The 21,452-nt window shown below is 54.3% G+C and carries 19 protein-coding genes; 10 read left to right on the top strand and 9 right to left on the bottom strand.

Annotated features, from left to right (window positions below; translation table 11 throughout):
* Positions 1-33: 33 nt before the first annotated feature.
* Entirely contained in the window at positions 34-2,490 is a 2,457-nt protein-coding gene (locus tag QUD59_RS07040) for an ABC transporter permease (RefSeq protein ID WP_286240463.1), read from the bottom strand.
* On the bottom strand, positions 2,487-3,176 hold the full coding sequence (locus QUD59_RS07035; protein ID WP_286240462.1) for an ABC transporter ATP-binding protein: 690 nt from the start codon (positions 3,174-3,176) through the stop codon (positions 2,487-2,489). The genes QUD59_RS07040 and QUD59_RS07035 overlap by 4 nt, the downstream gene beginning before the upstream one ends.
* Positions 3,177-3,186: 10 nt before the next feature.
* Between QUD59_RS07035 and QUD59_RS07030 the strand changes: the two genes are divergently transcribed.
* A complete protein-coding gene (locus tag QUD59_RS07030; protein ID WP_286240460.1) occupies positions 3,187-3,792 on the top strand; it encodes an arylesterase in 606 nt (201 codons plus the stop codon).
* Between the two features lie 63 nt (positions 3,793-3,855).
* Here QUD59_RS07030 and QUD59_RS07025 read toward each other — a convergent pair whose 3' ends face one another.
* Positions 3,856-4,437 (bottom strand): superoxide dismutase, encoded by a 582-nt coding sequence (locus QUD59_RS07025; protein ID WP_286240458.1) that lies wholly within the window; start codon positions 4,435-4,437, stop codon positions 3,856-3,858.
* Between the two features lie 281 nt (positions 4,438-4,718).
* On the opposite strand from QUD59_RS07025, the gene QUD59_RS07020 reads away from it, so the two are divergent.
* Positions 4,719-5,000 (top strand): hypothetical protein, encoded by a 282-nt coding sequence (locus tag QUD59_RS07020; protein ID WP_286240457.1) that lies wholly within the window; start codon positions 4,719-4,721, stop codon positions 4,998-5,000.
* A 22-nt stretch (positions 5,001-5,022) separates the two neighbouring features.
* Here the strand turns inward: QUD59_RS07020 and cysQ are convergent, their stop codons facing one another.
* Both cysQ and nudE read right to left on the bottom strand, forming a co-directional pair.
* Positions 5,023-5,838 carry a 3'(2'),5'-bisphosphate nucleotidase CysQ gene (cysQ, locus tag QUD59_RS07015; protein ID WP_286240456.1) on the bottom strand — a complete coding sequence of 272 codons (816 nt, stop codon included), beginning with the start codon at positions 5,836-5,838 and terminating at the stop codon, positions 5,023-5,025.
* A 45-nt stretch (positions 5,839-5,883) separates the two neighbouring features.
* Positions 5,884-6,444 (bottom strand): ADP compounds hydrolase NudE, encoded by a 561-nt coding sequence (gene nudE / locus QUD59_RS07010; protein ID WP_286240455.1) that lies wholly within the window; start codon positions 6,442-6,444, stop codon positions 5,884-5,886.
* Positions 6,445-6,475: 31 nt separating this feature from the next.
* Between nudE and yrfG the strand changes: the two genes are divergently transcribed.
* Positions 6,476-7,129 carry a GMP/IMP nucleotidase gene (gene yrfG, locus QUD59_RS07005; protein WP_286240453.1) on the top strand — a complete coding sequence of 218 codons (654 nt, stop codon included), beginning with the start codon at positions 6,476-6,478 and terminating at the stop codon, positions 7,127-7,129.
* Positions 7,129-7,539 carry a ribosome-associated heat shock protein Hsp15 gene (gene hslR, locus QUD59_RS07000; protein WP_286240451.1) on the top strand — a complete coding sequence of 137 codons (411 nt, stop codon included), beginning with the start codon at positions 7,129-7,131 and terminating at the stop codon, positions 7,537-7,539. The genes yrfG and hslR overlap by 1 nt, the downstream gene beginning before the upstream one ends.
* Here hslR and QUD59_RS06995 read toward each other — a convergent pair.
* Positions 7,536-8,324, bottom strand: coding sequence for a phosphatase PAP2 family protein (locus QUD59_RS06995; protein WP_286241005.1), 789 nt, complete (start codon positions 8,322-8,324; stop codon positions 7,536-7,538). The two genes, hslR and QUD59_RS06995, sit on opposite strands and share 4 nt — an antisense overlap.
* Positions 8,325-8,439: 115 nt before the next feature.
* Between QUD59_RS06995 and hslO the strand changes: the two genes are divergently transcribed.
* From hslO to QUD59_RS06980, 3 genes are all read left to right on the top strand, one after another.
* On the top strand, positions 8,440-9,312 hold the full coding sequence (gene hslO / locus QUD59_RS06990) for an Hsp33 family molecular chaperone HslO (RefSeq protein ID WP_286240450.1): 873 nt from the start codon (positions 8,440-8,442) through the stop codon (positions 9,310-9,312).
* A 163-nt stretch (positions 9,313-9,475) separates the two neighbouring features.
* Positions 9,476-11,023: a phosphoenolpyruvate carboxykinase gene (locus QUD59_RS06985; protein ID WP_286240449.1), complete on the top strand. Its 1,548-nt coding sequence runs from the start codon at positions 9,476-9,478 to the stop codon at positions 11,021-11,023.
* 214 nt (positions 11,024-11,237) lie between these two features.
* Entirely contained in the window at positions 11,238-11,867 is a 630-nt protein-coding gene (locus tag QUD59_RS06980) for an outer membrane beta-barrel protein (protein ID WP_286240447.1), read from the top strand.
* Between the two features lie 73 nt (positions 11,868-11,940).
* Here the strand turns inward: QUD59_RS06980 and QUD59_RS06975 are convergent, their stop codons facing one another.
* The 3 genes from QUD59_RS06975 to ppx form a co-directional block, all read right to left on the bottom strand.
* Positions 11,941-14,973, bottom strand: a complete 3,033-nt coding sequence (locus QUD59_RS06975; protein ID WP_286240446.1) for an EAL domain-containing protein — start codon at positions 14,971-14,973, stop codon at positions 11,941-11,943.
* A gap of 39 nt (positions 14,974-15,012) precedes the next feature.
* Positions 15,013-16,122, bottom strand: a complete 1,110-nt coding sequence (locus tag QUD59_RS06970) for a substrate-binding domain-containing protein (protein ID WP_286240444.1) — start codon at positions 16,120-16,122, stop codon at positions 15,013-15,015.
* Positions 16,123-16,331: 209 nt separating this feature from the next.
* On the bottom strand, positions 16,332-17,846 hold the full coding sequence (gene ppx, locus QUD59_RS06965; protein WP_286240442.1) for an exopolyphosphatase: 1,515 nt from the start codon (positions 17,844-17,846) through the stop codon (positions 16,332-16,334).
* Between the two features lie 248 nt (positions 17,847-18,094).
* On the opposite strand from ppx, the gene trxA reads away from it, so the two are divergent.
* From trxA to ubiD, 3 genes are all read left to right on the top strand, one after another.
* Complete coding sequence (gene trxA / locus QUD59_RS06960) at positions 18,095-18,421, top strand: thioredoxin TrxA (protein WP_286240440.1); 327 nt, start codon at positions 18,095-18,097, stop codon at positions 18,419-18,421.
* A gap of 228 nt (positions 18,422-18,649) precedes the next feature.
* Entirely contained in the window at positions 18,650-19,909 is a 1,260-nt protein-coding gene (gene rho, locus QUD59_RS06955; RefSeq protein ID WP_286240439.1) for a transcription termination factor Rho, read from the top strand.
* A gap of 64 nt (positions 19,910-19,973) precedes the next feature.
* Positions 19,974-21,452, top strand: a complete 1,479-nt coding sequence (gene ubiD / locus QUD59_RS06950) for a 4-hydroxy-3-polyprenylbenzoate decarboxylase (RefSeq protein ID WP_286240437.1) — start codon at positions 19,974-19,976, stop codon at positions 21,450-21,452.

Genomic DNA, 21,452 nt, shown 5'->3' with positions numbered 1-21,452 from the left:
AAAGCGGCGAGCCTCGCCGCTTTTTCCGTTCAGCTAGTTTGAGGTCAGGGTCTGATAGCTCTGGCTCAGGTTCTGTTGACGGTGGCTTACGCTGCTGATCACCACAAACAGCAACGCACTCAGCACTGGCAATACCAGCCAGAGTGAGGGGTGTACCGTTGCTTCCAGCTTCAATAGTTGCTGGTGGATCGGCCAGAGGCTGAGCTCCGTCAGCAATACCGCCAGCCCTCCACTGACCAGCCCGATCAGACCCATCTCCATTCTGTCCAGTTGCCGGCACTGACGCTGACTGGCACCGAGGCTGAGTAATAATGCATTTTCATAGCGACGCTGTTCCAGCTCCTGTGTCAGGGTGACATAGAGCAGGACCAGCCCGGCGCCGGTGGTGAGCAGCATCAGCAGGCTCGAGAGCAGTGACAACCGGCTCAGGAGCTGTTGTAACTGGTCGAGAAGTTGACGGACATCGATCAGGGTAAGTGTCGGAAAATTCTGGATCAGCTCGCGGCTGACGCCGGCGCTGCGTTCTCCCAGATGGAAACTGGTCAGGTAGCTGGCGGAGAACTCCTCCAGAATACCGGGTGAGAAGATGAAGTAGAAATTCGGCTGGAATGAGTCCCAGCGCACCGCACGAATGCTGCTGATCTCGGCGCTGACCTCACGGCCGGCAATATCAAAGCTGATCCGGTCGCCGATCTCCAGCCCCAGTTCTGCGGCCTCCTCCTGTTCTATGGATACGCCGCCTTTACTCATCCATTCACCGGCGATCAGTTTATTGTGCTCAGGGATGCCGGTGGCACTGGTCAGGTTAAGCTCCCGTTTCAGGGAGGGCTGTGCCAGCTGTTCCGGTGTCAGTACCTCGGCCAGCGGTCGGTCATTCACTTTAGTCAGGCGGCCGCGATAGATCGGCCAGAGTTCACTGTCGAGCTGGTGTTTAGCCATCAGGGTTTGCAGCTCTGGCTTTTCCCACTCCTGAATATTGATCAGGAAATGGTCCGGGGTGTCTTCCGGTAGCTGGGACTGCCAGCGACCGAGCAGATCGTTCAGGGCGATCAGGTTGATGCTGAGCAGGGCAAACAGCAGGCTGATGACAGGGATCTGGATCCGGTACCAGCGTTGTTGTTGCTGCACCCGGCTCAGTAGCAGTTGTCCCAGCGGGTAGCGGTTGGCCAACTGACGGGCGATCCGGGCGCAGACACCGGCACCAAGCCAGCCAAGTGCCGAGCCCAGCAGAAGCAGTACACTGGCCAGCAGCAGGGTCAGCGACAGGCTGTTGAGATACAGGCTGGTCATTGCCAGCAGCAGGATCAGTGCCAGCAGATAAGGCAGGTTGCTGCCCCAGCGTAATTGCCCGCTCTGGCCCTGAAACAACTGCGCAGGGTTGCTCTGCTGTAACTTCAGCAGCGCCGGCAGCCCGAGACAGATCAGGATCGAAAAGCCCAGCAGAGGCCCGCTGGCGTAGGTCCAGGGCGAGGCTTCCGGCACCGGCTGGGGTAATAGCCCCTGCAGCAGACTCAGACCGCTGCGTTCCAGCAGCCAGGCCAGTGCGCAGCCCAGCGTGGCGGCAAACAGCCAGGCGAAACCCAGCTGTGCCAGATACAGCTTCAGCAGTTCCCGGTCACTCAGCCCCAGACTTTTCAACAAAGCGGCACGTTTGTACTGGCTGTAGGTAAAGCGCCGCAGGCTGAGAAAGATGGTCATGGCGGATATCAGCAGCGCGAATAACGCACCCAGACGCAGATAGGAGGATGCTTTGCTCAGCGCGTTGTTTTGCTGGGTCTCCTCACTGCCGAGAGAGATCAGGCGCTGGCCGGTTTCAAGGCCGGGGCGCAGGCTCTGCTCGAACTGGGCAATGGCCTGCGGATCACCGGCAAATAGCTGGCGATACCTTAACCGGGCGCTGGGGCCGAACAGGCCGGTGCTTTCCAGCTCACCCTGTCGCACGATCAGTTGTGGATTAAAGCTGATAAAACCGCGACCCCGGTCCGGGGCGGATTGAATCAGGCGGCTCAGGGTAAACTGTTGGTTACCGAGAGTAATCGCGTCTCCGGGCTGCATATTCAGGCGTTCAAATACGCCCGCTTCAGCCCAGGCTTCCCCCGGGGCGGGTAGTTCGTCTGCAGGCTGATCCAGTTCAATCTGGCCACGGGGGTAGGGAGCGCTGAGCGCACGCACCGTGACCAGCAGGAACTGATCCTCAAAATTGGCCATGGTGGCCAACTGGGTCACTTCGCTGTGTTCCAGCCCCAGCTGTTGTGCCTGAGTAATCGCTGCCGGATTAAGCGGTCGGCTGCTGCTTAGGATCAGATCGGCACCCAGTAGTTCGCTACCCTGACGCATCAGGGTACGCTCGATTCGCTCGCCGAGCACCGCCATCAGGCTGGCAATACTGATCGCCAGCAGCAGGGCCATCAGCAGCGCGCGCCACTCACTCAGCTTGAGGCTGCTGATGCTTTGTTGTGCGGCCAGCTTCAGGGTGGCGGAGCCGATCATAGTTCGATCTCCGTCAGAACACCGTTATGCAGACGAAGAGAGCGCTGACATCGTTTGGCAAGTGAGGGGTCATGGGTGATCAGGATCAGGGTAGTGCCCTGTTCCTGATTCAGGCCAAACAACTGCCGGATAATCTGCTCGCCAGTCTGCTCATCCAGATTACCGGTAGGCTCGTCAGCAAACAGCAGACTGGGTTCAGTGGCAAAGCTGCGGGCGATGGCTACCCGTTGTTGCTCGCCGCCGGACAGTTCAGCCGGTTTATGCTGCAGGCGGTCGCCCAGACCAATTTTTTCCAGCCAGCCACGGGCTTCACTTTCGGCCTGTTTATGGTTACGGATCTGCAGAGGCAGCATAACATTCTGCAGTGCGGTCAGATCCGGTAACAGATGGAATGCCTGAAACACAAAACTGATGTGGCGGTTACGGAAGGCCGCCCGTTGTTGATCGTTCAGTTCGGTCAGGTCTGTATTATTCAGGAGTATCCGCCCTGAGCTGGGCTGATCGAGCCCGGCCAGAAGTGACAGCAGGGTGGATTTGCCGGTACCGGAGGGGCCAATAATCGCCACGCTTTCGCCACGTCTGATCTCCAGATTGATCCCTTTGAACAGATCCAGCGTACCGGCTTGAGTCCTGAAATGTTTTGCGAGATCCTGTGCACTGATCGCTGTATCTGCTAACTGATCCATTGGTAATCCTATGATTCGACTGATTTCCCTGTGTTTATTCGTAATACTGACCTTTCCGGTTCAGGCTGGTTCCCTGATTGTGCTCGGAGACAGTCTTTCCGCTGCCTATCAGATGGATAAGGAGCAGGGCTGGGTCAGCCTGCTTGACGAAAAGATGCGTGCTGAGGGTTATACGCTCCCGGTCGTGAACGCCAGTGTTAGTGGTGATACTACTCAAAATGGCATTGCCCGTCTTAAAAAGCTGTTGCAACAAACCGATGCGGAGATTGTGATAATTGAGCTGGGGGGTAACGACGGGCTGCGCGGTACGCCTCCTATGGCGATCCGGCGTAACCTGAACCGGCTGATTGATATGGCTGAGGATGCCGGTGCCCGGGTTTTGCTGCTGGGCATACAACTGCCCGCCAATTATGGTGCTGCCTATACCGATAAGTTCCGCGAGATCTATCCGCAGGTCGCTGAGGATAAAGAGGTCGCACTGGTGCCGTTCTTTATGCAGCAGGTGGCTCTGGCGCCGGAGCGGATGCAGGATGATGGAATTCATCCAAGTGCAGAAGGCCAGCCTTATCTGCTGGAAACCGTATGGCCCCATCTGCAGCCACTGCTGGATGATTAATGGTTTGCTGATAACTAAAAAAGGCACCCCGGGGGTGCCTTTTTAATGACGCAAAATCGCTGATTAAGCGAAGTTAGCGTTAACGAATTCCCAGTTTACCAGCGCCCAGAAAGCTTTCAGGTAGTCAGGGCGAACGTTACGGTAATCGATGTAGTAAGCGTGTTCCCACAGGTCAACAGTCAGCAGTGGAGTCTGGCCTTCAGTCAGAGGGCAGCCAGCGTTGCTGGTGTTAACGATGTCCAGAGAACCGTCAGCGTTCTTAACCAGCCAGGTCCAGCTGGAACCGAAGTTGTTCACTGCTTTGTCGTTCAGTTCTTCCTGGAAAGTTGCGAAAGAACCCCACTTAGCGTTGATTGCATCAGCAATCGCGCCAGTTGGCTCGCCACCGCCGTTCGGAGACAGGCAGTTCCAGTAGAATGTGTGGTTCCAGATCTGAGCTGCGTTGTTGAAAACGCCGCCAGCAGGAGCGGAAGTGATGATCTCTTCCAGAGTTTTACCTTCGTACTCAGTACCAGGAACCAGGCCGTTCAGCTTAACCACGTAAGTGTTGTGGTGCTTGCCGTGGTGGAAGTCCAGAGTTTCTGCAGAGATGTGTGGTTCCAGAGCGTCCTTTGCATAAGGCAGCGGCGGAAGTTCAAAGCTCATAAGTGTCACCTTGTTTGTCAGTCTTAGACATAATCAGGATTGTCCGCCTGGTCTTGCTCACCTGCCGACAACCGTTAAAAACCTAAAGCTCAGAAATAATAGCACTCCAGTCTGATCATTTCATGGTACAAAAAGTGTGCTTTTTTCTGGCGCTAACCCTCTATATTGGGGCACCCCGGGGGAATTAAAGAGCTGCGACTAAAGTTTGCTGCAAGCGCCGGGTATTCCCCCTAGAATGGTGGGCTTCAATTCCTATAACGATAATAAAGTGACGCCTTACCATGTATAAAGTTTTAATCTGGATCTCTTTAGTTGCGCTGGCGATTCTGGCGGTTAAAACCCAGTTGCTGACTTCCAGCACCTACGGACCTTTCAAAGAAGGCTGTATGCAGGGCGAAGGGGCGACAGAGGCTCGCTGTGAGTGTCTGGCCAAATATGTACACAAACATTTCAGCGATAATGAAGTGAAGCTGATTATGGCGGGGCAGGTCAGCGATCCGGATTTCAAACAGAAAGTAGAAGAGGTGGTGCGCAGCGGTTCTCAGTCCTGCGCAGCCGAGTAAGCTGAATCATGGGTCTGAGCGCTCAGGCGCTCAGACGCAACTCCTCCAGCGGAAACTGGGGGTCTCCACAGGCAAAGAAATAGGGATTCTCCAGAGACTCCCGTGCATTGTAGGTCAGTGGCTGCAGATTCCGGGCATTGACTAGCCTGCCGCCGGCGGCTTCAACAATTGCCTGGGCGGCCGCAGTATCCCATTCACTGGTCGGAAACAGTCGGGGATAAAAGTCGGCCCGTCCCTCGGCGATCAGACACATCTTTAGTGAACTGCCAATGCCCAGATTTTCAACCAGACGGAAGCGATCCTGAATTGGCTTAAGCAGGTTGGCATTGGCTTCCTGACCATGTCGGCGACTGGCCGCTACCACCAGTTCATCACCTAACGGCCGGCTGCGGATCTGCGCAGCGGGTTCGCCGGTTTTCTGTTTCCAGGCGCCCAGCTCCAGACTACCCCAGTAGGCGGTACCGGTTAATGGCACATAGATGATCCCGAGCAGGGGCTGGTTCGCTTCAATCAGAGCGATGTTAATGGTGAACTCGCCGTTTCGCTGGATAAACTCTTTGGTGCCATCCAGAGGATCAATACACCAGAAACGCTGCCACTGATTACGTTCAGCAAAGCTGATCTCTGCATCCTCTTCGCTCAGCAGCGGAATATCCGGGGTCAGCTTCGCCAGATCCCGGCAGATAATTTTGTGTGCCGCCAGATCGGCTGCAGTGACGGGGGAGTTGTCCTGTTTTGACTGCACCTGATGATCGCTTTGCTGGTAAACCCTGAGTATGGCCTCAGCCGCTTTTCGACAGGTGACGAGCAGTGCATCCACAAGGTGTTGTTGTTCCATGATCTCTACCTTTATCCCTTGTTATTGTGTGTTCTATTCACAAGTCTAGATCATTTCTGCGATTTCCCCGGCGAGAAAATCGCGGGTCATATACATCGCGGCAATGGCGCGTGCTTCGGTGAAGTTTTCGTCCTGCAGCAGGCTTTGCAGATCGTTCAGTGGCCAGGCAACCACCTCCATCTCTTCCGGTTCGTCACCCTGCAGGCGGCAGGGGTAAAGATCGCGGGCCAGCACCGCAGTGATCATATGGCCCATGTAGTTGGGCGCCGATGACATCTTCTTCAGCGTGATCAGGTGATGACTGCCGAAGCCGGCTTCCTCTTTCAGTTCGCGGTCAGCCGCCTGATGTGCATCCTCGCCGGGATCGATCAGGCCTTTGGGCAGGGTCAGGGTGTAATCTTCCAGTCCGACAGCATATTCACGGATCAGCAGCACCTCGTTGTTTTCCGTGACCGGGATGATCATTACCGCGCCGCGGCCGCGATTCGCCAGTCGTTCGTAGGTCCGTTCTGCGCCATTGGAGAAACGCAGTTCTACCTCCTCAACTTTAAATAAGCGGCTCTGAGCGGTTCGGCTGACCTTCAAAATCTCGGGTTTAACCGGCATACTGAACATTCCTCTTTGACTGGCCTGTACGATGTTTGATTGGCAACAGATAGAAACCGTCCTGCTGGATATGGACGGCACCCTGCTTGATCTTCACTTTGATACTTTTTTCTGGCTGGAGCATCTGCCGTTGCGCTATGCCCAGATCCACGCGATGGCCCCGGATGAGGCGCGCCGCTGGTTACACGAGCGTATCATAGAACAGCAGGGTTCTCTCAATTGGTATTGTCTGGATTACTGGACCCGGGAGCTGAAAGTACCGATTACTGAGCTGAAGCATGAGATTGCGGATAAGATCGCTTTTCGCCCTCACGTACAGGATTTTCTGGCGGCGTTGCGGGAAAAAGGTATTCGCACCGTGATCGTAACCAATGCCCATCAGGACAGTCTGGCACTGAAAATTCAGAAAACCGGGCTGGATCAGTTGGTAGACCGGGTAATCTGTTCCCATGATTTTGGGCTGCCGAAAGAAGATCAGGCGTTCTGGCAACAGTTGCAACAGGTTGAACCGTTTAACCCGGAACATACCCTGCTGGTGGACGACAGTTTGTCTGTACTGGAGAGCGCCCGCGGGTACGGTATCCACTACCTGCTGTCAATTTACCAGCCCGACAGTCAGCAGCCGAAGCGCGAGATTGAAGCGTTTGCTGCGATTGAGCATTTTAATGAGATTAGTCCCAAGTAATGACCCACGATGATGCAAAGGTTCGCCTGGATAAATGGTTATGGGCGGCCCGCTTTTACAAAACCCGCGCGATTGCCAAACAGATGATCGATGGCGGCAAGGTTCACTATAACGGTCAGCGCACTAAGTGCAGCCGTCATGTCGAGATCGGTGCGACTCTGCAGGTACGGCAGGGGTTTGATGAGAAAGAGGTGGTGGTGATCGCCTTGTCTGATCAGCGCCGTGGTGCTGGCGAAGCACAAAAACTTTATGAAGAGACCGAAACCAGCGTCAGGAAGCGTGAAGAACATGCTGCCCAGCGTAAGGCGATGGGCAGCAGTCTGAATCCGCGTAACCGCCCCAATAAAAAGGAGCGGCGACAGATCCGCTCGTTTAAAGATGGCGAGCGGGGAATCTTCGATAAAGGTTAACGGCTGCTGCTGAGAATCGGAAGTCGGTTCAACAGCGGAATTCTGGCAATCAGGCGGATCAGAGGCAGCAGCGCCTTATGAGCCAGCAGGGTCGCCTTATGCATAATCGGTGTGTTAAACGCCCAGCTCAGGGTGATCATTGCTGAAAACGCGCCGCCCACCAGATTGTCACTTGCCCAGTGTGCTCCGCCAACAATGCGCGGCAGCATAAACAGCATCGCCAGCAGCAGTGCTGACACAGAGAGCCAGCTACGGGCGTTGAGGATCATAAATCCGGCCCAGGTCAGAACCACCGCCGCATGATCGCCGGGGAAACTGTGGCCGGCGGAATCTTTCGCCGGGATATCGGGTACGATCTGACTGAAGCGGAAAGCCGGTTCCAGCATCAGTGAAGGGCTGGCGCCGCTGAGGCCGATAGCCCGGGCGTATTCGTAAACCGATTCACGGATCGGGAACATGAGCACCAGTAACAGAATAAAGCCGATCAGTGCCTGTTGCAGGCGATCCCGTTTAATCCCAAAACCCGGAAAAGTCAGGCTGACCAGCATAATCAGTAACGGCACCAGATCGAAAATGCGCACGTTAGCCCAGGCCCAGAAACGGGTCCAGTTATCCGCTTCGGCGAGGGTGCCGTTAAGGATAAAGAACAGGTTGTGGTCGATGCTGCGCCAGAAGTTAAAGCCGGTGTCAGTCAGAAAGAAACCTAGCCAGGCAAACGCAAACAGATGGCTGAACAGCAGGGCTTTAAGGTTCCAGCCCTGACGAAAAACGCTGAGATCGTTCATGGTATGCAATTAATACTATCCCGAATTGTGGATCGGCTATGATAAAATACCCGCACTGAGTTGGATACCTATCCAGGTGTGCAAATTTTCACCGAACAACCGAAGACCCCCTTAGATGAGTAACCCTGATCAGATTCAGCGTATCCTGTTCGACGAACTGGATATTCGCGGTGTTGTGACCGGTCTGCGACAAACCTGCGCAGATTGTTTTGAAAACCATGACTACCCGGTCCTTATTCAGCAGGTGCTGGGCGAAATGCTGGCGGCAGTCAGCCTGCTCAGCTCCAACCTCAAGTTTGACGGACGCCTGATCCTGCAGGCGCAGGGCCAGGGCAATGTCCGGGTGCTGATGGCGGAGTGTAACCATCGTAATGAGATGCGTGCCATCGCGCGGTTTGATGGTGAACTGCCGGAACATGCCAGCTTTGCGGAACTGTTACCTAAAGGGCAGGTGGTACTGACCATCGAGCCGGAGCAGGGTAATCGTTATCAGGGCATCGTCCCGCTGGAGGGCGAGAGCCTGGCGAAATGTCTGGAAAGCTACTTTATCAGTTCTGAGCAACTGCCGACCCAGGTGCATCTGGCTTCTGACGGTGAAAGCGCTGCAGGTTTGCTGCTGCAGGTGCTGCCGGCTAAAGGCACGGGTAAAGAGGACTGGGAGCGGATCAGTTACCTTGGCGCGACCCTGAAGAGCGAAGAGCTGTTGCAACTGGATAATGAAACCCTGCTGTTCCGTCTGTTCCACGAAGAAAAGTGTCGCCTCTACGAACCTGACCCGGTTCAGTTCCGCTGCACCTGTTCCCGGGAGCGCAGTGCTGCCTCATTAAAGATGATGGACAAGGCAGAGCTGCTGGAGGTGATTGAGGAGCGTGGACAGATCGATGTGAACTGCCAGTTCTGTAATGCTCACTACCCGTTCGATCTGACTGATGTAGAAGCACTTTTTGCTGAAGGCAGTGCGGGTTCGCAAAGCGAGCAGTTGCACTGATCAGGGGATTCTGACGACTTTCAGCGCAGTTGAATGGGAATTGACTGCAAAAATGGCGTATCGTGTGATTTTTGTGCATAATACGCCTCCTTATAATTATGATACACAAGCCTTACGCCTTATTAGGTAACGTTATTGGCGCCTATGCCAAGGGAACCCAGTAATGACCAAAGATTCTGTTAATATTGCACACCAAAACCTGAGCCCTGCTGAACTGGTAGAAAAAGCCATCGCAAATGGTGAAGGTACGCTCGCCGACACGGGTGCCCTGGTCGTGACAACAGGTAAACGTACCGGCCGTTCACCAATGGACCGTTTCATTGTTGAAGAGCCAAGTACGTCTGATTCCATCGATTGGGGTTCGATCAACCGCCCGTTCGATGCTGACAAGTTTGATGCGCTGTGGACTCGTGTAGAGGAGTTCCTGGCGGATAAAGAGCACTTCGTGTCCAACGTACACGTTGGCTCCGATCCTAACCACTACCTAGCTGTTCGTATGACAACGCAGACTGCGTGGCAGAATCTGTTTGGTCAGAACCTGTTCATCCGTCCTGCGGAGTACAACCCGAAAGCGAAGGAAGAGTGGCAGATTCTGAACGTTGCGGGTTTTGAATGTGATCCGGAACGTGATGGCACTAACAGCGATGGCTGCGTGATCATCAACTTTGCCAAGCGCAAAGTACTGCTGGCTGGTATGCGCTATGCCGGTGAGATGAAAAAAGCGATGTTCTCTGTGCAGAACTTCCTGCTGCCTGAGAAAGATGTACTGCCGATGCACTGCTCGGCTAACATCGGTGAAGATGGCAGCACTACGCTGTTCTTCGGCCTTTCTGGTACCGGTAAAACGACCCTGTCTGCTGACCCTGAGCGTTACCTGATTGGTGACGACGAGCACGGTTGGGGTAAAGGTGTTGTCTTCAATCTGGAAGGTGGTTGCTATGCTAAGACCATCAACCTGAGCAAGAAGAATGAGCCGATCATCTGGGATGCGATCCGTTTTGGCGCGATCGTTGAGAACGTGACTCTGAACGAACAGCGTACGGCGGATTACGACGATACTTCTCTGACAGAGAACGGTCGTTGTGCTTACCCGCTGCAGCACGTTGAGAAGCGCTCCGAAACCAACATGGGTGACGAGCCAAACGCGATTGTATTCCTGACCTGCGACCTGACGGGTGTACTGCCGCCGGTTTCTGTCATGAGCAAAGAAGCCGCTGCGTACCACTTCCTGTCTGGTTACACTGCGCTGGTAGGTTCTACTGAAATGGGTTCCGGTGGCGGTATCAAGTCTACCTTCTCTACCTGCTTCGGTGCGCCGTTCTTCCCGCGTCCGGCACACGTTTACGCTGAGCTGCTGATGAAGCGTATCGAAGAGTTCGGTTCTAAGGTTTATCTGGTTAACACTGGCTGGACGGGTGGTTCTTACGGTACAGGTGAGCGTTTCAGCATCCCGACGACCCGTGGCATCATCTCTGCAATCCAGAACGGTTCCCTGAACGATGCGGAGACCGTGAAGCTGGAAGGTCTGAACCTGGAAGTACCAACTGCGGTACCGGGTGTTGATTCTGCACTGCTGAATCCACGTGATACCTGGGCAGACAAAGCCGGTTACGACGCAACCGCGAAAGACCTGATCGGTCAGTTTGTTGAGAACTTCAAAAAGTTTGAAGGCGTGTCTGAAGAGATTGTTGCAGCCGGTCCTAAGCTGTAATCACCTCTTTGTGAACTAAAAAAACCGCGTTTTATAACGCGGTTTTTTTGTGCCTCGAATAAGCGTAGCTTCAGCTCTTCGTATTTAGGCTTAACTGGCTGATTTTAGGAATTTTTCCTATTCACTCCCGGCTGCTCCGCGCCGTAGAATCCACACCGGATCACAGGTTTTCCTCTTCATGTGATTTTTCTATATACAACAAGGATTTTGTTTGATGAAAAAACTACTTCTGGCTTCCTCTGCCGGTCTGGCGCTGGCTGTTTCTTCTCTAGCACAGGCTGATGGTTATTATGTCTTTGGTGATTATGGCCGTTCCGATTTCGACACCGGTGTTTCTGCGGCGGGTATCAATACTGATGATACGGATTCTGCATTCTCGTTGGGTGTGGGTTTCCAGTACAACGAGTACCTGGCTGTAGAACTGGGATATCTGGATCTGGGGGAAGCCTCCTTCAGCACCAACGCACCGGTCAGTGGCACTGTAGGTGGAAGCAGCGTAACGCTGGATGGCTCTCTGGATCTGGATGCAACCGGGTTCTTCCTGGGGTTGCGTGGTAATTATGCGCTGAATGACGCCTTTACGTTGTTTGGCCGTGCAGGTTTGCTGAACTGGGAATCTGATCTCACACTGGCCGGTACTGCGACTATTGATGGTGTGGCTTACACAGGTTCGTTCTCCGGTGAAGCAGCGGATGGCACCGATCCTTATCTGGGTCTGGGTGTGGAGTATAACTTCAATGAAAACCTGTCTGCTAAACTGCAGTACAACCGTTACTTCCTGGATTTCGAAGGCGAAGATCTGGATGTGGATACCTTCACCGCAGGTCTTTCTTATCGCTTCTGAGTGATATGACGCTTCCACTGAAAGCCAGCATTGAGCTGGCTTTTTTGTGCCTGACTCTCAGCAGATGAGCCCCTCAGGGCATCTCACTGAGCAGGGCTTCCAGCCTTTCGGCGCTGTCCGGTTTTGCCAGCAGGAAGCCCTGTACCTCATCACACTGGTGCTGCCGCAGGAAGGTCAGTTGGTCGGTGTGTTCAACCCCTTCGGCGACCACTTTAAGGTTCAGGGAGTGGGACATGGAAATGACGGCTTTAATCAGGTTCTCACCGTCATCGGTACCGGGCACGTCGTCGATAAAGGATTTGTCGATTTTAACGGTGCTGACCGGGAGTCGTTTCAGGTAGATCAGGGAGGAGTAACCGGTTCCGAAATCATCCACAGAGAGGTTTACGCCGAGCTGACGGATGGAGTCGAGGCGGTTGATCACCATATCCATATCCTGAATGACCATGGTTTCGGTGATCTCCAGTTCGAGCAGGGCAGGATCCAGACCGCTCTGTTCCAGCGCGATGCGAATATCATCCAGCAGGCCCGGGTCGTGCAGTTGTCGCGCGGAGAGATTGACCGACACCGAGACGGGCTTTTTACTTAGCTGGTTCCAGCGTTGCGCTGCCGCACAGGCTTTTTCAAGCATCATCCGGCCGAGTTCAACGATCAGTCCGGAAGACTCTGCCAGCGGGATAAACTCCGATGGAGGAATCATACCGCGGCTCGGGTGCTGCCAGCGGATCAGGGCTTCAGCAGAGAGCACCTGCTGGCCGCTGATATGAAAGCGGGGCTGGAATACCGGGAACAACGCATCGCTGTTGATCGCCTTGCGCAGGCTGCTTTCCAGTTGGATCCGGGCTTCTGCCTGAGCATTCAGTTCTTTGTCGAAGAACATGATGTCATTGCGCCCCTGCTCCTTCACATGGAACATGGCGGTGTTGGCGTGCTTCAACAGCGTCTGGGTGCTTTTGCCATCATCCGGGAACACCGCAATGCCGATACTGGCCGAGGTAAACAAATCCCGACCATGCAGGCGATAGGGTAGTTTCAGGCTCTGCTGAATGCGGCGGGCGATATCCTGTACGCCGTCGGTGCTGTCCAGATCGGAGAGGATCACGGTAAATTCGTCACCGCCAAGTCGGGAAACCGTATCCCCGGGACGTATATGCTGGCTGATCCGTTGTGCTGACTCGATCAGCATCTGATCCCCGGCCTGATGCCCGTAGTTGTCATTAACATGTTTGAACCGGTCCAGATTGAGAAACAGCAGGGCGGTCTTTTTACCATTGCGGATTGAGCGCGCCAGCGAGGACTCGATTCGGTCATAGAACAGGGTGCGGTTGGGAAGGTTGGTCAGGGTGTCGTAGTGAGCCAGCTTCTCCAGTTTGCGCTCTGCGGCCTTCAGCTCTGAAATATCGGAGAACACGGCTACGTAGCGGGTATGCTGGTCACTGCTATCGACCGAACTGATTGATATCCAGACCGGGAGGGGCTCGCCATCGGCACGGCGGCGGATGCTTTCTCCCTGCCAGCGGCCACTCTCGTGAAGGGCCATCTCAATCTCAGGGTGATCACGGAACATAGCGATGACAAAGCCTTCGGCTTTGCTCTCTTCCAGTCCGGTAATCCGACTGAATGAGGAGTTGGTGATGACCGGCCCTTGCGGGTTGATGATCAGTATCGCCTCAGCCGCGGCCTCGAATACCATCTGCGTGATCTGGGCTTCCTGCTCTGCAGCCACTTTGTCAGTGATGTCGGTGGTGATACCACCGATGCCATAGATCATGCCCTGATCGTCAATCAGGGGGAATTTGGTACTCAGGAAGTGGCGCTGGCCCTGGCGCGTGGTTAACTTGTACTCATTCTGCTGAGTCTGCTGGGTGGAGAGGATCTTGCGATCGGACTCCCTTACCAGATTGGCCTCATCGGTCGGGAATACATGATAGTCATCCTGACCGATTGCACTGATTCCCTGCTGGCCGAAAATCTCTTCAAACTGATGGTTAACGGTCAGGTAGCGCAGATCCAGTGATTTCAGGAACATGGCGCTGGGGGTGTGGTGGAAGATCGCATCCAGTTGGTTTTCCTGGGCGCGAATATCTTTCAGCATGGCCTCAATCTGTTTGCCAAGCTGATTAAATTCGGTAAAACGATCGGTTGGAAAGGCCGGCGTACTGGCCTCTTTTGGCGCCAGTTCGGCATAACGGGTCAGGCGCACCAGCGAACGGTTGGTCATGCTGCGAAGAAGCAGCATCACAAGCATGGCAATGGCAATCACCATGACCGCGCCGGCCCAGAGGTTATGATTGTAGGTTCGGGAGAGCGTCTCAAGCGAATGATCTGCCTTATATAAACGCAGATCAAACTGCTTATTGCCGAGCCGCAGATGATGAGCCTGTTTGGTGCCCCGTGGCAGGGTCTCTATCGGTTGCTCCCGTAGCGGGCTGAGTAACGCCTCCCGGGACAGTTCGTCAGACTCGACAATGCCGAGTAACTGCTCCGAAGTCATCAGTGCAGCCGCACTGGCGCCACTGATGCTGAGGGATTCTGAAAGCAGCCAGAAATTGTCGTTGAGCAGGACAAAGGTGTAGATCGAACCGATCACCTCACCCAGGCGGGGGCTGATGACCGGCGCCTGAAAACGGATGAAGTGGTAGGTTGTGCCTTTATGCCGCAGGGCCAGCGTATCCCAGTTGCGGCCACTGAAACCCGGGCTGGTGTAATCCTGCAGAGGCAGGTCCAGCCCCAGCAGAGAGGAGTTGTTCACCACTACCTTCTGATCATCATCAGAAGCGATAACCATGGCGTCCATCTGCTGACCGGAGGCGCTGTGCAGGTTTTCGGTGAGCACCATGTCGATGGTCAGCATATCGCCGGCAAGCAGGCTGGAGCGGATATCATTTCGGGTGGCGATTTCAGCGGTCAGCCGTCCGATCCCCGATTGATACTCATCTGCCATGCGTTGCAAGAGGTGGGCATCGCGCTCATGGATCAGTTTGATTTCGGCCTGCAGTGCCTTTTGGGAGCCCTGGTACGCGAGAAACAGCAGCGCGCCCGATGCGCTGATCAGCGCGGTCAGGACGACGGTTAAAATAACCGATGCAAAGGATAGTTGTCGCATGCCGTAATTGATCTCCCGGGCTCCCTGGACAGATTCGGGTTAAAGGTCGCTGTAGCGAAACGCCTGTTTAGTGTAGGCCTCAATCTCTGCTTCGCTGGTCGATTGTGTCAATAAAACAATATCACCTGAGTATACTTGCGGGATCTGCTCAGTGTTACCCTCAAGGTCGAGCCGGATCGCTTCGGCCATGGCGATGCTTGCATCATCATTGATGCGCATCACGGTCAGGTCGAGTTTTTTCTGTTTCAGCGCTTCCAGTTCCGATTGTCCGCCACCCCAGCCATTCACGATCACCTGCTCTTGCTTACCCAGTTTTTCCAGAGCATCGAGGATACCCAGAGAGATATCGGTGGCGCAGGAGAAGATGAGCCGGACCTGTGGATTGCGCTGCATAATTTTTTCGGTCGCTTCGCGGGCCTTGCCACGGTTACCGTCGGTATAAAAACTGGCGACCTGGGTCAGTTCAGGATTCTGACTGGCGGCCCGGACAAAAGTATCGCCGCGCATTCGGGATATATACCCCGGGGCGAAATAGAGCAGAGCAAATTCGCCATCCGCCTTATCCAGTACCTCCCGGGCCAGCAGTTGAGTGCCCAGTTCGTGATCAAACCCTGAGTAGAGGAGAGGGGGGTATTGCTGCCAGCTTTTGATGGGGGTGGTGATATTCTGCAGAATTACTTTGGGTTTGCCGCGCAGCAGCAGTCGCTGGATGGCGTTGCGATGGTGCAGAGCATCAGCGCTGAAAATCAGATAATCCGGTTGCCACTCCAGCGCTTCCACCAGTTGTTCGGCCTGCAGTTGTTTATCGACCGAGGGGCGTGAGAGGAAAGTTTTCAGCTCGAAACGGATATTCAGTTTCTGCAGTCGGGTGGTAAATGCCTGTATGCTGCGTCGCCAGTAATCGGAACTTTGCTCACCCGGATAGATGATCGCGATACGGGCTGAGGCGATGCCTGCAAGGCTGGCGCTTTGCGCCGGCTCACGGACACGGGCGGCAAACGAATCCATCAGGGCCTGTTGTTCAGGGTGAGTCTGAATAAACTCACTGACGCGGATATAATCGAGATTCTCTTCTGCGATGGCCCGTGTGGGCAGCAGAAAAAAAAGTACGAGACTCAGGCAACAGAGAATTCGGCATTGTCGCGGCATAGCTACTCTAGGCTCTTATCTTTCAGGTTGGCTGCTTTAATCCCTGCCGTTTATAAATTTCATCCATGACATTTGCTTTCTTAGCAGCTTAACAGATTAATTCCAGGTAAAAGAATAGCTAACCAATTAATTTGTTAAGACTTTTTGGTGAGGGCGAGAGGCAGCGCCGGGACGGCTTAGTGCTGCCTGTGCGGGGAAGCGCGGGGGTATCAGCTGAATTTAAGTTTCAGATCTGCGCTGTTCAGGTATTCGGCTTCCTGCTCCAGATCCGCCTGGGTGAGTGGATGGTGCTCAAGCCAGCCCTCAGGAAACTCCAGATAGAGCTTCTTATTTTCAGCGCGGAAGGTGATGGCAGGTAAGCGGTCCTTGCTGCGGCTGCGATGCAGGACAACGGCCAGACGAAGCAATATGCAGAGACGGCGATACCCCTCCTGCTGCAGTTTCGGGAGTGCTTTAAACTCCTCTTTCGGGAACTTGCGGCGGTGCCCGCGTACCAGTGTTGCCAGTTGCAACTGCTCCCGGGTGGTGAAGCCCGGCAGGTCAGCGTGAGTCAGGAGGTAAGCGCTGTGTTTGTGGAACTGGCTGTGGGCGATGGTCAGGCCGATTTCATGGGTCCGGGCTGCCCAGCAGAGCATATCGTAATGTTTACGTGACAGTTGCCAGCTCTCTTTGAGCTGAGCCCAGGCCAGCAGGGCGGTCTGCTCAACCCGTTCAGCCTGTTCCTGATCAACATGGTAGCGTTGCATCATGGCGCTGATGGAGCGGTCGCGGACATCTTCATGGCGCAACCGGCCTGCCATATCGTAAAGCACGCCTTCACGCAGCGCGCCTTCCGAGAAGGTCATCTCCTTAATCTGCAGCGCCTCGAAGGCAGCGCAGAGAATCGCGACCCCGGCGGGAAATACCTGCTTGCGTTCCGGCTTCAGACCATCGATCTCGATCTCGTCACAGTGTTCAAAACTGAGGAGGGTGTCGCGCAACTGATGCAGGGCATCCCGGGTGATGCTGTCATGGCTGTAGCCGAGTGCAGCGCAGGCATTCTGTACCGCCTTGATAGTGCCTGAGGAGCCTACCGAACTCTGCCAGCCAGCGTTCAGGTACTGGCTTCTGATGCTCTGCAGCTCCTGCAGTGCAGCGGTCTGAGCTCTGTGGAACTGTTTGTGGCTGATGCAGCCGTCGGGGAAAAACAGTTGGCTGTAGCTGACACAGCCCATATGCAGGCTTTCGGTCAGTTGCGGCTCAAAACGCTCGCCAATAATAAACTCGGTACTGCCGCCGCCGATATCGATGACCAGCCGCGAGCCCTGATCGTCCGCCAGCGTATGCGAGACGCCAAGGTAGATCAGACGGGCTTCCTCGCGTCCGGCGATGATCTCGAGCGATGTGTCGAGAATGGCTTCGGCTTCTTCAATAAATTCACGGCTGTTTCGTGCCTCGCGCAGCGCGTTGGTGCCGACGACCCGGACCGAATCCCGGGGCAGATCTTTAACCCGCTGGGCAAATCGGCTCAGGCATTCCAGTCCGCGCTGTTTCGCCTCATCAGTCAGGTAGCGTTTGGCGTTGATACCGGCAGCTAACTGAACCTTGTCTGACATGACGTCAACGGTACGCAGCTCGCCCTGACTGAGCTGAGCGACAACCATATGGAAGCTGTTGGAGCCCAGATCAATCGCAGCCAGCAACTGGTCAGCACTGTTCTCTGCGGTAACAGATGGATCTGTCATTTGATAAACCCTGTGACTGATGAAAGCGGAGGCTAGATTACCAAAAGAACCCGGTGGCTGCAGTCGCTTTTATACTTATATATAGCATCAGATTGACCCGGGTCGGTGACTGCGAAGTGTAAGCTTATAGCTAAATAATTGACTGATTTAGTCGGAAATTGGCCGCTGTTGAGTTACACAAGCGCGCTTATGGATGGTATTATCGGCGGTCTGACGATTAATAATGGGCGCAGCGGAGAAGAGTTCCCATGAGTGAAAACATTGTAAATGTTACAGATGCTTCCTTTGAGGAAGAGGTTCTCAAAGCTGAAGGTGCGGTGCTGGTTGATTACTGGGCCGAATGGTGTGGTCCTTGTAAGATGATCGCTCCTGTACTGGAAGAGATCGCAAAAGAGTACGGCAACCAGCTTAAAATTTGTAAGCTGAACATCGACGAAAACAGCGAAACACCACCGAAGTTCGGTATTCGCGGTATTCCTACCCTGATGCTGTTCAAAGGCGGCAACGTGGAAGCGACCAAAGTTGGTGCGCTCTCCAAATCACAGTTGGCTGCGTTTATCGAAGCTAATCTGTAAGATCTTGTAGCAAAAGGTGTAATGTTGACAAAACATTGCACTTTCTTGCGGTAGGGCTATAGACAGGCATCCAGAGAGCTTTTATAGTGATGCCTGTTTGGCCCTCCCGCTAAAACCGTTTCCTTCTGTTTGATATTTAGCGCGTGAGCTGTAAGGCCAACGTTCGACTATCTCCCTAAACTCCATCCAAATTGTAAAAATCAGCCTTGCGCTTATTTTCTCCAAACTATGAATCTTACCGAATTAAAAACTAAAAGTGTTCCCGAGCTGCTTGAGATTGCCAAAGGCATGGGAATGGACAACCTGGCTCGTTCCCGTAAACAGGATGTAATCTTTGCGATCCTTAAGCGCCACGCTAAAAGTGGTGAAGATATTTACGGTAACGGTGTTCTGGAAATCCTGCAGGATGGCTTTGGCTTCCTGCGTTCAGCAGACTCCTCCTATCTGGCCGGCCCGGATGACATCTATGTATCGCCCAGCCAGATCCGCCGTTTTAACCTGCGCACCGGTGACACCATCTCAGGTAAGATTCGACCGCCAAAAGATGGAGAGCGTTACTTCGCCCTGTTGAAAGTTAACGAGATTAACTACGACAAGCCGGACAATGCCAAGAACAAAATTCTGTTTGAAAACCTGACGCCCCTGTTTGCTCAGGATCGTCTGCGCATGGAGCTGGGTAACGGTAGTACCGAAGACCTGACGGCGCGGGTGATCGATCTGGTCTGTCCGATGGGTAAAGGTCAGCGCGCGCTGATCGTATCGCCGCCTAAAGCCGGTAAGACCCTGATGCTGCAGAACATTGCGAACAGCATCACCCGCAACAACCCGGAAACTTACCTGATCGTTCTGCTGATTGATGAGCGCCCTGAGGAAGTGACCGAGATGCAGCGTACCGTGCGCGGTGAAGTGGTGGCATCTACCTTCGATGAGCCGCCGGCACGTCACGTACAGGTTGCTGAGATGGTGCTGGAAAAAGCCAAGCGCCTGACCGAACACAAAAAAGATGTGGTGATCCTGCTCGACTCCATCACCCGTCTGGCCCGTGCTTACAACACCGTTATTCCTTCTTCCGGTAAGGTACTGACCGGTGGTGTCGATGCGCACGCGCTGGAACGTCCTAAGCGTTTCTTCGGTGCTGCACGTAACATTGAAGAGGGCGGCAGCCTGACCATTATCGCGACGGCTCTGGTAGATACCGGTTCCAAGATGGATGAGGTTATCTTCGAGGAATTCAAAGGTACAGGTAACTCTGAGGTTCATCTGGACCGTAAAGTGGCAGAGAAGCGCGTGTTCCCGGCGATCAATATTCGTCGTTCCGGCACCCGTCGTGAAGATCTGCTGACCACCGAGGAAGAGTTGCAGCGGATGTGGATTCTGCGCAAGCTGCTGGATCCGATGGAAGATACGGCCGCGACTGAATTCGTGATCGACAAACTGAAAGACTTCAAAACCAACGACGAATTCTTCCTGTCGATGAAACGGAAGTAAACCTGTTTGCGTATGAAAGGGTGAGCATCTGCTTGCCCTTTTTTATTTTTGCTGGGTTGGAATCATGGCGACACCAAAATACAAAGACCTCCGCGACTTTATCCAGATGCTGGAAGCGCGGGGGGAACTGAAACGGATCAAACAGGAGATTGACCCCAATCTCGAAATGACCGAAATCAGTGACCGCACCCTGAAAGCCGGTGGCCCGGCATTGCTGTTTGAGAACCCGAAGGGGTACGATTTTCCGGTACTGGCGAATCTGTTCGGTACCCCGGAACGCGTAGCAATGGGGATGGGCGAGGACTCGGTTGAAGCCCTGCGGGATGTGGGTAAGTTGCTGTCGCAACTGAAGGAACCTGAGCCGCCAAAGGGCATGAAAGACGCCTGGGAGAAACTGCCGATCTTCAAGCAGGTGCTGAATATGGGGCCGAAGGTCGTGAAAGGCGCGGCCTGTCAGAAACATGTGCTCGAAGGGGATCAGGTTGATCTGTATAAACTGCCGATTCAGACCTGCTGGCCCGGTGATGCGGGCCCGCTGGTGACCTGGCCGCTGGTGATTACCCGTGGACCGAACAAAGAGCGACAGAACCTGGGGATCTACCGTCAGCAGTTAATCGGACGCAATAAGCTGATTATGCGTTGGCTGGCGCATCGTGGTGGCGCGCTGGATTTCCGAGAATGGAAAGAACAGCACCCCGGGGAAAAATTCCCGGTAGCGGTTGCGCTGGGTGCAGACCCTGCGACGATTCTTGGCGCGGTCACCCCAGTGCCGGATACGCTTTCGGAGTATGCTTTTGCAGGTTTATTACGCGGTGGTAAAACCGAGGTGACCCGCTGTATTGGCAGTGATCTTCAGGTACCGGCCAGCGCGGAGTTTATCCTCGAAGGTTATATTGATCCTGATGAGATGGCTGACGAGGGGCCGTTTGGTGATCATACCGGTTACTACAACGAGGTGGATCGCTTTCCGGTATTTACCGTTGAGCGGATTACCCATCGCAGCAATCCGATCTACCACAGCACGTATACCGGACGCCCGCCCGATGAACCGGCGGTTCTCGGTGTGGCGCTGAACGAAGTGTTTGTGCCTATCCTGCAGAAACAGTTTCCCGAAATTGTCGATTTTTATCTGCCGCCGGAGGGTTGCTCCTACCGTATGGCGGTAGTGACCATGAAGAAACAGTACCCGGGCCATGCTAAGCGCATTATGCTCGGTGTCTGGTCGTTCCTGCGTCAGTTTATGTACACCAAGTTTGTTATTGTCTGTGATGATGATGTGAATGCCCGGGACTGGAATGATGTGATCTGGGCGATCACCACACGGATGGATCCGCAGCGGGATACGGTGATGATCGACAATACGCCGATCGATTATCTGGATTTTGCCTCGCCGGTGTCGGGCCTCGGATCGAAAATGGGGATGGATGCGACCAACAAGTGGGAGGGTGAAACTGACCGTGAGTGGGGCGTTCCGATTGTGATGGATGCGGATGTCCGGCAACGGGTTGATGATATCTGGGATGAACTCGGCATTCTGGATTAA

This window comes from Neptuniibacter halophilus, assembly GCF_030295765.1.
GTDB lineage: Bacteria > Pseudomonadota > Gammaproteobacteria > Pseudomonadales > Balneatricaceae > Neptuniibacter > Neptuniibacter halophilus.
This window is presented reverse-complemented; position numbering and strand designations above follow the sequence as displayed.

Excerpts from the sequence above, each read along its gene's own strand:
- QUD59_RS06995 (WP_286241005.1), bottom strand. The coding sequence starts at position 8,324 with ATGAACGATCTCAGCGTTTTTCGTCAGGGCTGGAACCTTAAAGCCCTG.
- QUD59_RS07020 (WP_286240457.1), top strand. The coding sequence starts at position 4,719 with ATGTATAAAGTTTTAATCTGGATCTCTTTAGTTGCGCTGGCGATTCTG.
- QUD59_RS07030 (WP_286240460.1), top strand. The coding sequence starts at position 3,187 with ATGATTCGACTGATTTCCCTGTGTTTATTCGTAATACTGACCTTTCCG.
- QUD59_RS06975 (WP_286240446.1), bottom strand. The coding sequence starts at position 14,973 with ATGCGACAACTATCCTTTGCATCGGTTATTTTAACCGTCGTCCTGACC.
- hslO (WP_286240450.1), top strand. The coding sequence starts at position 8,440 with ATGAGTAACCCTGATCAGATTCAGCGTATCCTGTTCGACGAACTGGAT.
- QUD59_RS06980 (WP_286240447.1), top strand. The coding sequence starts at position 11,238 with ATGAAAAAACTACTTCTGGCTTCCTCTGCCGGTCTGGCGCTGGCTGTT.
- ppx (WP_286240442.1), bottom strand. The coding sequence starts at position 17,846 with ATGACAGATCCATCTGTTACCGCAGAGAACAGTGCTGACCAGTTGCTG.
- trxA (WP_286240440.1), top strand. The coding sequence starts at position 18,095 with ATGAGTGAAAACATTGTAAATGTTACAGATGCTTCCTTTGAGGAAGAG.
- QUD59_RS06970 (WP_286240444.1), bottom strand. The coding sequence starts at position 16,122 with ATGCCGCGACAATGCCGAATTCTCTGTTGCCTGAGTCTCGTACTTTTT.
- hslR (WP_286240451.1), top strand. The coding sequence starts at position 7,129 with ATGACCCACGATGATGCAAAGGTTCGCCTGGATAAATGGTTATGGGCG.
- QUD59_RS07035 (WP_286240462.1), bottom strand. The coding sequence starts at position 3,176 with ATGGATCAGTTAGCAGATACAGCGATCAGTGCACAGGATCTCGCAAAA.
- QUD59_RS06985 (WP_286240449.1), top strand. The coding sequence starts at position 9,476 with ATGACCAAAGATTCTGTTAATATTGCACACCAAAACCTGAGCCCTGCT.
- rho (WP_286240439.1), top strand. The coding sequence starts at position 18,650 with ATGAATCTTACCGAATTAAAAACTAAAAGTGTTCCCGAGCTGCTTGAG.
- cysQ (WP_286240456.1), bottom strand. The coding sequence starts at position 5,838 with ATGGAACAACAACACCTTGTGGATGCACTGCTCGTCACCTGTCGAAAA.
- yrfG (WP_286240453.1), top strand. The coding sequence starts at position 6,476 with ATGTTTGATTGGCAACAGATAGAAACCGTCCTGCTGGATATGGACGGC.
- QUD59_RS07025 (WP_286240458.1), bottom strand. The coding sequence starts at position 4,437 with ATGAGCTTTGAACTTCCGCCGCTGCCTTATGCAAAGGACGCTCTGGAA.
- QUD59_RS07040 (WP_286240463.1), bottom strand. The coding sequence starts at position 2,490 with ATGATCGGCTCCGCCACCCTGAAGCTGGCCGCACAACAAAGCATCAGC.
- ubiD (WP_286240437.1), top strand. The coding sequence starts at position 19,974 with ATGGCGACACCAAAATACAAAGACCTCCGCGACTTTATCCAGATGCTG.
- nudE (WP_286240455.1), bottom strand. The coding sequence starts at position 6,444 with ATGCCGGTTAAACCCGAGATTTTGAAGGTCAGCCGAACCGCTCAGAGC.